Genomic DNA, 10,384 nt, shown 5'->3' with positions numbered 1-10,384 from the left:
TTGGTAATCGATGCGGATAGCGAATGCCCCTGCGCGAAACCGGGTTTGGGCTCGCTCTGGTATCCGCCGGTGCGCAGACCACCCGCGGTGCCCGGCTCGAGTAGTGTGGTCGCACCGCCCTGCGCCGGGGAGTCGCCGTTGGGCATATAGGGACCGCGCTCGGGCGTCCCACCCGGCTGCACCATCCGGAACCAGGTGCCTGTCACGGTGTCACCGGCAACCGAACCCGGTGTGAGGCGCAGCAATCCGACCAACTGCTCCGGCCCGGACGACTTCGGAGCGTCACCGTCGGAGCAACCCGACAGCACCGTCAGCGCGGCGAATGCGGCCGCGATGGTCATCGCGCGAGTCTTCACAGTCGGTCACCGCCATTCGGTTCACTCGGCGAACCGAATTCGGTGACGGCCGCGACCATGACCGCATCGCGCATCCCGGTCGCGACTGCCGGGGCTTCGACCGCGGCCCAAGCTCCAGCACTGATTTCGCACCACTGCGAGATCCGATCGACACCTGCCGTGCACCACTGCCGGACTGCCTGCGGGTTCATTTCGACTCACCACCAATCGCATTCGCGCGGCGTGCGCGATCTCCACTCGGACGCGCGATGCTGATCACCGCGAAAGTCAAACCCGCTGGAATGACGTAGCACCAGCCGATTCCACGAAAGGCCGTGAAGCCGAGCGGTTTTGTCGAATCATTCAGCGCGACGACAGCATCGAAATTCACGACATTGTCGTTCATCGCACCGATCAATGCGGCGAAGCGGGATGTCATCGGCTGCCACCGTGATTCGAGCGCGGATATGCCGGTCAGATCGGCATCCGGATGGGCGCTGCGGACCGCACCGGTGTATCGGCTGTTGAGTTCGCCGTCCGCCGCGACGAGGGTGACGAAGTAGCCCTGCACCTTTCGCACCTCATCGTGAGTGAGAATCGGCTGGAAGCCATCGATCAGCGGTTGCGCCGCCGGAGTGGCCGGGAACAGTTCACCGACAACGGGTCGCGATCAATGCGAGACCGACGAGTGCCGCGATACTTTCCCGCCAATGCCACAGTGCCCGGTGAAGTTGTTAAACGGTCTGCGGACGATCTGACTCGTCTACTCGATGACGAAATTGGTCGCGCCTACACACCAACCAACCAACCTGGTTGTTCCAGGTCACCGTTCTCCCGACCTTACGCGATCTTGTTCACACAAGTTCCGCTGTCGGGTTCCTGCTTCACAGAGGCTGCTTGCTGGTCAGCGCAAGCGCTGGCCAGTAGAGGCGGAGAACTCTCCACAGGCTGATACCAGGGAACTCCCGGCGTATTCAATTTGTCGAGATTCGTCGCCGCGTTGATGTCGCGGTGATGGTGGGTGCCGCAATGTTCGCAGCGCCATTCGCGGACATCCAGGCTCATGCGCTGCTTGGTTTTTGCATCGCATGCGCTGCATGTCTTGGAACTGGCAAACCAGCGATTCGCGACAAGGAGGGTCCGCCCGGCCAGGGCGGTCTTGTACTCCAGCTGGCGACGGAACTCACCGAATCCGGCCTCCAGTACGGACTTCGCGAGCCGGCGGTTACGCACCATGCCACGCACGTTCAAGTCCTCGATTGCGATCGCATCATACTTCTCCACCAGCCCGGTAGTGACCTTGTGTAGCCAATCACCACGCGTGTCAGCGACTTTCGCGTGGATCGCCGCCACCTTCAGCCGGGCTTTCGCCCGGTTCGCGGAACCCTTCTGCTTCCGCGACAACGCCTGCTGAGCACGCTTCAGTCTCCTTTGCGCCTTCCGCAGCGCACGCGGAGTCTCGGACAGCACACCGTGTTGCGTGGCGAACTCACGGACACCGACATCTACCCCAACTGTGCGGCCGGTAGCGGGCAACTTCTCCGGTTCCGTAGTCTCGATCGTCAACGCCGCGAACCACTCCCCGGCGCGCCGCGAGATGGTGACGGCTTTGATGATGCCGGTGAAGCGCGGGGTCTCCGACATCGTGATCCAGCCGATGTTGGGGACCCGCAGCCGGTTCTCGGTGACGGCGAACTGCCCAGACGACAGTCTGAACGAGTCCCTGACACCTTTCTTCTTGAAGGTCGGGTACTTCGCCCGCTTGGCAAAGAAGTTTCCAAACGCGCGGCCGAGGTTGATCAGCGCTTCCTGCGGTGCGCATTTCGTGGATTCCACCATCCACGGGAACTGCTCCCGCTTCAGCGAGTTCAAGATGCGCCGCGCTTCCATCTGGCCGGGAGCCTGGTCCCGCTCCCCTGCCTTGTACCTCGCGTACTCGGTCTGCCACCAGGCCAAACCCCAGTTCCAGGCGAAACGCGCGCAGCCGGCTGCGCGAGCCAGACCCCTCGCCTGCACATTGTTCGGCCTCAGGCGAACTTTGTGGCTACGCAGCATCAGCTCACACCCCCAACCCGTCGCGGACGGCATCCAGTTTTGCTTCCTTACGAGAGCCGTACAGGAGCTCGGAGGACACTGCGGCGAACTCCACAACGGCGCATGCCAGCTCGCACTCGAAGCCGAATTCTTCGACGCGGTTGATCACGACATCCACCCATTGCCGCCCGTAGGGATCGACGACGAAGGTGACACCGAACCATGCAAGACGATCGCGGCGCAGCCATTGACCTCCCCCTCAGCGCATTCGCCCATACGTTCGACACTAATCAGCGAGGCAGCGACACCAAAGCCCGAACAGCAACACGCCCAGCGATCTTTCGATATAGCCGAACGGCCGAGCAAACCTCCGGACATCAATGTCGGCACGTTCACCTGGCGCAGTGACCGCCATCACCGTAGGATTAGTTTGACGTCCTAGTATCGGGCGCCAAACAGGATCTCCCCCGGAGGACCCCCGTGGCCGACAGCACCGCGCTCCACACGCCCACCCATCCCGTCCGATTCGTGACCTCGGCCGCGCTCTTCGACGGGCACGATGCGGCGATCAACATCATGCGACGGATCCTGCAGGCGCAGGGCGCCGAGGTCATCCACCTCGGACACAATCGCGCGGTCAGTGAGGTAGTGGACGCGGTGCTCACCGAGGACGCCCAGGGCGTCGCGGTGAGTTCGTATCAGGGCGGACATGTCGAGTACTTCGAATATCTTGCCGACGCACTGAAAAAGGCCGGTGCCGACCATGTCCGGATCTTCGGCGGTGGCGGCGGGGTGATCGTCGCCGAGGAGATCGCGCGGCTCGCCGAATCCGGGGTGACCATCTTCTCCCCCGAGGACGGCCAGCGGCTCGGCCTGCCCGGCATGATCAATCAGCTGATCCGGACCTGCGATTTCGATCTCGCCGCCGAATCGCCGGTGCTGGACGCGGTACTCGCCGGTGAACGGGCCGCGCTCGCCCGCGCGATCACCTGCCTGCAGCAGGACACGCTGTCGGAGTCCGATCGGCAGACCTTGGCGGCGGCCGCAGCCGCCCGCACGGTGCCGGTGCTCGGCATCACCGGCACGGGCGGTTCCGGAAAGTCCTCGCTCACCGACGAATTGGTGCGGCGGCTGCGTTCCGATCAGCAGGACAAATTGCGCGTCGCGATTCTCGCGGTGGATCCGACCCGGCGACGCGGCGGCGGTGCACTGCTCGGCGACCGCATCCGGATGAACGCCCTCGACGGCGATCACATCTTCTTCCGCTCACTGGCCACCCGCGGCGGCCACGAGTTGCCGCAGAATATCGACGCCATCGTGACCACTTGCAAGGCAGCGGGATACGACCTGGTCATCCTCGAGACCCCCGGCATCGGCCAAGGCGATGCCGCGGTCACCGACCACGTCGACGTGTCGATGTATGTGATGACACCGGAATTCGGCGCGGCCTCCCAGCTGGAGAAGATCGACATGCTGGATTACGCGGATGTGGTGGCGATCAATAAGTTCGAGCGCCGCGGTGCCGAGGATGCGCTGCGTGATGTCTCGCGCCAGTTGATTCGCAATCGCGAGGAATTCACCAAATCCCCCGAGGAGATGCCGGTATTCGGTACCAGCGCGGCCACTTTCAACGATGACGGTGTGACCGCGCTCTACCAGCACCTCACCGGATTGCTCGCCGAGCACGGTCTGCACCTGGAGCCCGGTGTACTTCCGAAGGTGGAAACCCGCTCCTCCACCAGGTTCGCACAGATCATCCCGCCCGCCCGGGTGCGCTACCTCGCCGAGATCGCCGATACGGTCCGCGACTACCACGCCGATACGGCTACGCAAATCATTGCGGCACAGCGCCTGCAGCGGCTCGACCAGGTGGCGGCCGAGCTGCCCGATGACATCGCGGTGGCCGAACTCGCCGAAAAAGCCCGCGATGCACTGCATGCCGACAATGCCGAACTGCTCGCGGGATGGCCCGAACTGGCCGAATCCTATCGGGGCGAGGAGCAGGTGGTACGGGTTCGCGATCGCGAGATCCATACTCCGCTGCGCCGGGAGACGCTGTCCGGAAATTCCATTCCGCGCGTCGCGCTGCCACGCTTCACCGATCACGGTGAGTTGCTGCGATTCCTGCGCTCGGAGAATCTGCCCGGACGGTTCCCGTTCACCGCGGGTGTCTTCCCGTTCAAGCGCGATAACGAGGATCCGGCGCGGATGTTCGCCGGTGAGGGCGATCCGTTCCGCACCAACCGGCGCTTCAAGGTGCTCAGCGAACATGCCGAGGCGACAAGGCTTTCCACCGCTTTCGATTCGGTGACGCTCTACGGTCACGATCCCGCCGAACGCCCGGATATCTACGGCAAGGTCGGCACCTCGGGTGTCTCGATCGCCTCACTCGACGATATGAAGGCGCTCTACGACGGCTTCGACCTGATCGCGCCGACCACCTCGGTATCGATGACCATCAACGGCCCGGCCCCGACCATCCTGGCCTACTTCCTCAATACCGCCATCGACCAAGCGCTGGAACGGTTCTCGACCGCCGAGGGCCGCGAACCCACTGCCGAGGAGGCCGCCGATATCACGGCACGCACGCTGGCGACAGTGCGCGGCACCGTTCAGGCCGACATCCTCAAGGAGGATCAGGGCCAGAACACCTGCATCTTCTCCACCGAATTCAGTCTGCGCATGATGGCCGATATCCAGGAATGGTTCGTGCGCAAGGGTGTTCGCAACTTCTACTCGGTTTCGATTTCCGGCTATCACATCGCCGAGGCCGGTGCGAATCCGATCAGTCAGCTGGCCTTCACCCTCGCCAACGGATTCACCTATGTCGAGGCATATCTCGCACGCGGCATGCGGATCGACGATTTCGCACCGAACCTGTCGTTCTTCTTCTCCAACGGCATGGATCCGGAATACTCGGTGATCGGCCGGGTGGCGCGACGCATCTGGGCCGTCGCCATGCGAGATCGCTACGGCGCCAACGAGCGTTCGCAGAAGCTGAAGTACCACGTGCAGACCTCGGGCCGGTCGCTGCACGCGCAGGAGATGAGCTTCAACGATATTCGCACCACCCTGCAGGCACTCATCGCCATCTACGACAACTGCAACAGCCTGCACACCAATGCCTATGACGAGGCGGTGACCACACCCACCGAGGAATCGGTGCGCCGCGCGCTGGCCATCCAGCTCATCATCAACCGCGAGTGGGGCATCGCGATGAACGAAAATCCGCTCCAGGGCAGCTTTCTCATCGATGAGCTCACCGATCTCGTCGAGGAGGCCGTGCTCGCCGAATTCGATCGCATCAGCGAGCGCGGCGGGGTCCTCGGGGCCATGGAGACCGGCTATCAGCGGGGCAAGATCCAAGACGAATCGATGCGGTACGAGCACCGCAAACACGATGGCTCGCTGCCGATCATCGGTGTCAATACCTTCCGCAATCCACACGGCGAACCACATCGGGTGATCGAATTGGCTCGCGGTACCGAAGCGGAGAAGCAGTCACAACTGCAGCGCGTGCGCCAGTTCCAGAACGACCATCGCGATGCCGCATATGCCGCCCTCGCCCGCCTGGACGCGGTGGCCCGCACCGACGACAACATCTTCGAAGTCCTGATGGACGCCGCCCGGGTCTGCACCCTGCAACAGATCACCGACACCTTCTTCACCGTCGGCGGCCAGTACCGCCGCAACGTGTGAAATAGGTTGGTCCGTCAGAAGATTCGCACCTCCGGAATCGCATCCATCTGACGCGCCCACTCCGGGTACTTCGCCACCTTGGCGTGGTGCAGCGCCATGATCTTGTCGCGCAGTTCGGGATCCGGCTCATCGGATACGTCGGGGCCGATGGCGATCTTCTGGAAGTGCGGGATGATCTGCGGATCACCGGCCAGGTGGACCGGATCGTGCATATAGCGCTCCATCGCCGCCAGATCCTCGATGCCCACGCAATAGGCATGGGTCAGCCCTTCGCTCACGTCGCCGAGATTCTGGCCGACGGTTGCGAACGACACCGATTCGACCGCCGCGGTGCGCTTCATCAGCGTGAGCACCTCGGCCTTCTGCGCCTCGGTGGTCTCTTCGCGGAAGCCGAAGCGCAACAGATGAACGATCATGGATACCTCCTCGTTTTGAACTAGCGAGTTCAATCTATATAACTGACCAGTAGATGCACAAGAGTGAACCCGCAAGTTCAACCAGGCGCTAATATGCAGTGGTGACGGGTACGACGGCGGCGCGCGGGCGCATCGATAAGCGGCAGGCGATCCTGGACGTCGCATTCACCGTCTTCGCGCGGCGCGGCTACGACAAGGCCTGTGTGCAGGAGATCGCGGACGAGGCGGGTGTCGCCAAACCGACGGTCTACAACCACCTCAATGACAAGCAGACCCTCTTCCGGCACGCCGTGCTGGCCGCCGCCGACACGGTGGCCGCCGAAACTCTTGCGATCGTCGATCGCCTGCGCGAGCCGGGCGACGATCTGTCCGCCGCCCTCACCACCACGGCGCGCGCGCTGCTCGCGGAATGCTCCGGCGAGCGAGCCCGTTCGCTGCGTGCGCTCACCTACGCACAGCTCGCCGCCTTTCCGGACCTGGCCGACACCGTGCTGGAGCGCACCTCGCGGCACATAGCCGAGGCGCTGGCCGATCGACTTGCGCGACTCGCTCTTGCGGGTCGGCTGCAGACCAACGATCCGGCGCAGGCCGCCGAACAGCTGCTCGCCCTGCTCACCGCGCCGCTGGAGGCCCGGTCCCGGCTCGGCACCCGCGAGGTGAGCGACGCCGAGCAGGCCGATATCGCCGATGCGGCGGTGCGGACATTCCTGTCCGCATACGGTTCCCACTGAACCCGAACGCGCCTGCCCGCGCGCGTGTGACAATCGCGATGTCAGGGCCTTCAGCGTGGTTGGGACGGCGGACATGGATCTCTCGAATATCCGGATAATCGACAGCCATATTCATCAGTGGGATCCGTTCCGCACGCCGCGCGAATTCAGCCGGACGGCGAAGTTGCTCCGGATGCTGCCCATTCCGATCGATTGGGCCAAGCAGGTGGCACCGCGCCGGGATCGGGAATTCGTCGGGGATCCGACCGCCTATGCGAATCCATATCTGCCCGCGAATTACCGCGCGGACGCAGGCGGTATCCCGGTCGAGTCGATCGTGCATATCGAGGTCGGCTGGACCGGAAAGGGGGCACTGGGCGCGGCCGACGAGACGAAGTGGGTGGCCGGGCTGCCATTCGGCGGCGACAATCCGGCACTCGGCGCAATCATCGGGAATGCCGATCCGGCGGCACCGGATTTCGCGGCGCTGCTCGATGCCCACGTGGCCGCATCGCCGCTGGTGCGCGGCATTCGCGCGCATGTCGCGCACCATCCCGATCCGCATGTCCGGCCGTATACCGAGCACGAGAGCGCACTCACCACCAAGGAATTCCTCAACGGCTTCGCGGCACTGGCAGAGCGTGGGCTGTCTTTCGAGGCCTGGGTGTATTCGCATGCGCTACCCGATGTGACGGCGCTTGCCGAACGTTATCCGGAAGTCCCGATCGTGCTCGACCATCTCGCCACGCCCGCGGGAATTTTCGGCCCGGTCGGCAAACACACCGGAACGAATCCGAGCCTGCGCCGGGAACTATTCGTCCGCTGGCGCGACGATCTCACCGCGCTCGCCGAAAACCCCAATGTGGTCACGAAAGTCAGCGGTTTGATGATGCCGATCCTCGGCCACCCGGTACCACCACGTGGCACGTCGACACCGATTCCGGTGCTGCTGGATCGAATTCGCCCGCTCGTCGCGCATGCCTACGAGATCTTCGGCGCGGACCGCCTGCTGTGGGGCTCCAATTTCCCAGTGGACAAGCCGATTACGAGCATCGCCGACAGCGCCGAGCTCATCGCCACCGCAATCACCGACCACGGCGGTGGCCGTAACGAACTCGAGCAGATCTTCCGAACCAACGCCCAGCGGACATACCGAGTCGGATCCTGAGCCGCTTCAGCCGAGCCGGCGATCGGCCGGATAGCAGACGGTCATCGAGGCCGCTCGGCACGATCATTTCGATCTCGCCCCCTACCGGTTTCGCGGGGTAGCGGGATCAGGTGATGGAGGTCTCGGCGATCTGGCGGGTCAGGATGTCGCGGGCGGTGGCCAGCGATGGGCCGTACCAGGTGAGGCTGCGACCTTCGACCAAGGCGACCGGCAGGCCAGGGAAGGCTTCGGGACCATCGGATCTGGTGAAGACGTAGGGCTCGTCGGGCAGCAGGACGAGTTCGACATCGCGGGTCAGCTCGTCCTCGGAGACGTGCGGATAGCGCTCGGTGCGGTCGGCGTGCACGAGTCGCAGGCCGAGGCGCGCTGCCAGGTCACCGGTGAAGGTGTTGTGGCCGACCACTATCCACGGGTTGCGCCAGATCGGGATGACCGTATTGCGCAGCGGCACGGGAGGTGGTGCGGCCCAGGATGTTTCGGCCTCGACAAGCCATTCCGGCACCGAACCGTCCAGCGCCTCGGTGAAAAGCCGGTGCAGCGACGTGAAGCCTTCGTCCAACGTTTCGATTCTGGTAACCCATACCGGGATTCCCGCATCCCGTAGCCGCTGCACATCGATGCGGCGGTTCTCTTCCTGATTGCACAGCACCAGATCGGGTGCGAGCTCGATGATTCGGCGCACATTCGGGTTCTTGGTGCCACGCACCCGCTCGACGTCCAGGTCCGGGGGATGTGTGCACCAATCCGTGGCCGCGACAAGGACTTCGGGGCGACTCACCGCAACGGCCTCGGTCAGCGACGGAACCAGCGACACCACCCGTCGCGCCGGGCGGTCGATGTGCACGGCCGCGCCCAGATCGTCGGTCATGACAGCACCCGACGGCCCGGGACACGCAATTCGGATGGTCGTGTGCATCTCCTCGAATTGACGTCCTCTCCCACCAGAAGCTGAAGGCGGGAGATCCCGTACTGTGCGGGCTGTGCCGCGCTTCCGGTGGGTTCCTGCTTCGATGCCGGTCGCTCGGCCGAGGCCGAGTCTGACACCAGCTCCACAGGCGTTGGGCTGTCCGCACGTCCTGCGGCCCGAATGTTCTTCGCGGCGTTCGCATCCCGATCGTGGATGGTGCCGCACGTGCACGTCCACTGGCGGACATGCAGCGGTTTGCGGCCGGTCAGTGCACCGCAGGATGAGCACAGTTGGGTAGATGCGAACCAGCGGTCCACCTTGCCGAAGCGCCGCCCATACCGCGCGGCCTTCTCTTCGAGCATGCGAGTGAACATGCCCCACCCGGCATCGTGAACCGACTTCGCCAACCTCGTCCGAGCCAAACCCTTGACGCACAGGTCCTCGACATACACCGCTTGGTTATCGCGGATGATCGTCGTGGACTGTTTATGCGCCCAGTCCCGACGCGTGTCGGAGACCTTGGCGTGCGCCTTCGCGACCCTCAGTCGCGCCTTGGCTCGGTTGTTGGAGCCCTTCTGCTTGCGTAACAACGACTGTTGCGCTTTGCGGAGCTTGCGTTCGGCACGGCGCAGGAACCTCGGGTTCTCGATCACCATGCCGTTGGACAACACCGCGAACGACGTCAACCCCAAGTCGATACCGACCTCGGAATCCGGCAGCGGCAGCGGCCCGGACTCGACTTCCACCACGAACGACGCGAAATACCTGCCCGAAGCATCTTTCACGACCGTCACACTCGACGGGGCCGAGGGCAGCTCTCGTGACCAGCGAACCGATACGTCCCCGATCTTCGGCAACCGCAGCTTCCCGCCGGAGGTGACCGCGAACCAGGAGTTCTTCGTGAACCGGATCGACTGCCTGCTGTCCTTGCAGGATCGGTACCTCGGCGGCGCGACCTTGGCACCTGTGCGCTTGCCCGTTACCGAGGTGAAGAAGTTGCGGTAGGCGGTGTTCAGATCGGCGAGCGCCTGTTGCAGAACGACCGACGACACTTCGGTCAGCCACGCCCGCTCCGGCGTGCATTTGACCTCGGTGAGTCGCTTCGACAATTCGCC

10 protein-coding genes and 1 pseudogene are annotated in these 10,384 nt (G+C 64.0%); 3 read left to right on the top strand and 8 right to left on the bottom strand.

From position 1 onward, the window contains the following. The 5 genes and pseudogenes from ON44_RS06625 to ON44_RS49990 all read right to left on the bottom strand — a co-directional run. Nucleotides 1-341: pseudogene (locus ON44_RS06625) on the bottom strand (hypothetical protein); the annotation flags it as partial. A gap of 11 nt (nt 342-352) precedes the next feature. Continuing rightward, nucleotides 353-547: a hypothetical protein gene (locus ON44_RS06620; RefSeq protein ID WP_040687060.1), complete on the bottom strand. Its 195-nt coding sequence runs from the start codon at nt 545-547 to the stop codon at nt 353-355. After that, a complete protein-coding gene (locus ON44_RS06615; protein WP_157187065.1) occupies nt 544-906 on the bottom strand; it encodes a hypothetical protein in 363 nt (120 codons plus the stop codon). The genes ON44_RS06620 and ON44_RS06615 overlap by 4 nt, the downstream gene beginning before the upstream one ends. 269 nt (nt 907-1,175) lie before the next feature. Continuing rightward, entirely contained in the window at nt 1,176-2,390 is a 1,215-nt protein-coding gene (locus ON44_RS06610) for an RNA-guided endonuclease InsQ/TnpB family protein (protein WP_218007531.1), read from the bottom strand. Between the two features lie 4 nt (nt 2,391-2,394). Further along, nucleotides 2,395-2,547: a hypothetical protein gene (locus ON44_RS49990; protein ID WP_157187064.1), complete on the bottom strand. Its 153-nt coding sequence runs from the start codon at nt 2,545-2,547 to the stop codon at nt 2,395-2,397. A gap of 302 nt (nt 2,548-2,849) precedes the next feature. On the opposite strand from ON44_RS49990, the gene icmF reads away from it, so the two are divergent. Continuing rightward, on the top strand, nt 2,850-6,068 hold the full coding sequence (gene icmF, locus ON44_RS06605; RefSeq protein WP_040687059.1) for a fused isobutyryl-CoA mutase/GTPase IcmF: 3,219 nt from the start codon (nt 2,850-2,852) through the stop codon (nt 6,066-6,068). Between the two features lie 14 nt (nt 6,069-6,082). Here the strand turns inward: icmF and ON44_RS06600 are convergent, their stop codons facing one another. Further along, nucleotides 6,083-6,484 carry a Dabb family protein gene (locus ON44_RS06600; RefSeq protein ID WP_040687058.1) on the bottom strand — a complete coding sequence of 134 codons (402 nt, stop codon included), beginning with the start codon at nt 6,482-6,484 and terminating at the stop codon, nt 6,083-6,085. A 101-nt stretch (nt 6,485-6,585) separates the two neighbouring features. Between ON44_RS06600 and ON44_RS06595 the strand changes: the two genes are divergently transcribed. Together ON44_RS06595 and ON44_RS06590 are read left to right on the top strand one after the other, a co-directional pair. Next, nucleotides 6,586-7,215 carry a TetR/AcrR family transcriptional regulator gene (locus tag ON44_RS06595; RefSeq protein WP_040687065.1) on the top strand — a complete coding sequence of 210 codons (630 nt, stop codon included), beginning with the start codon at nt 6,586-6,588 and terminating at the stop codon, nt 7,213-7,215. A gap of 73 nt (nt 7,216-7,288) precedes the next feature. Continuing rightward, nucleotides 7,289-8,362: an amidohydrolase family protein gene (locus tag ON44_RS06590; protein WP_040687056.1), complete on the top strand. Its 1,074-nt coding sequence runs from the start codon at nt 7,289-7,291 to the stop codon at nt 8,360-8,362. 106 nt (nt 8,363-8,468) lie between these two features. On the opposite strand, the gene ON44_RS06585 is transcribed toward ON44_RS06590, so the two are convergent. Together ON44_RS06585 and ON44_RS06580 are read right to left on the bottom strand one after the other, a co-directional pair. Continuing rightward, on the bottom strand, nt 8,469-9,230 hold the full coding sequence (locus ON44_RS06585; RefSeq protein WP_040687063.1) for a helical backbone metal receptor: 762 nt from the start codon (nt 9,228-9,230) through the stop codon (nt 8,469-8,471). Then, nucleotides 9,227-10,384 (bottom strand): RNA-guided endonuclease InsQ/TnpB family protein (locus ON44_RS06580; protein ID WP_218007530.1); only part of this gene is annotated, 1,158 nt, incomplete at its 5' end. The genes ON44_RS06585 and ON44_RS06580, both read right to left, overlap by 4 nt.

The organism is Nocardia vinacea NBRC 16497 (assembly GCF_000308835.1).
Taxonomy (GTDB): Bacteria; Actinomycetota; Actinomycetes; order Mycobacteriales; family Mycobacteriaceae; genus Nocardia; species Nocardia vinacea.
The sequence above is the reverse complement of the archived record's forward strand: the minus strand, read 5'-3'. Positions and strand labels throughout refer to the sequence as shown.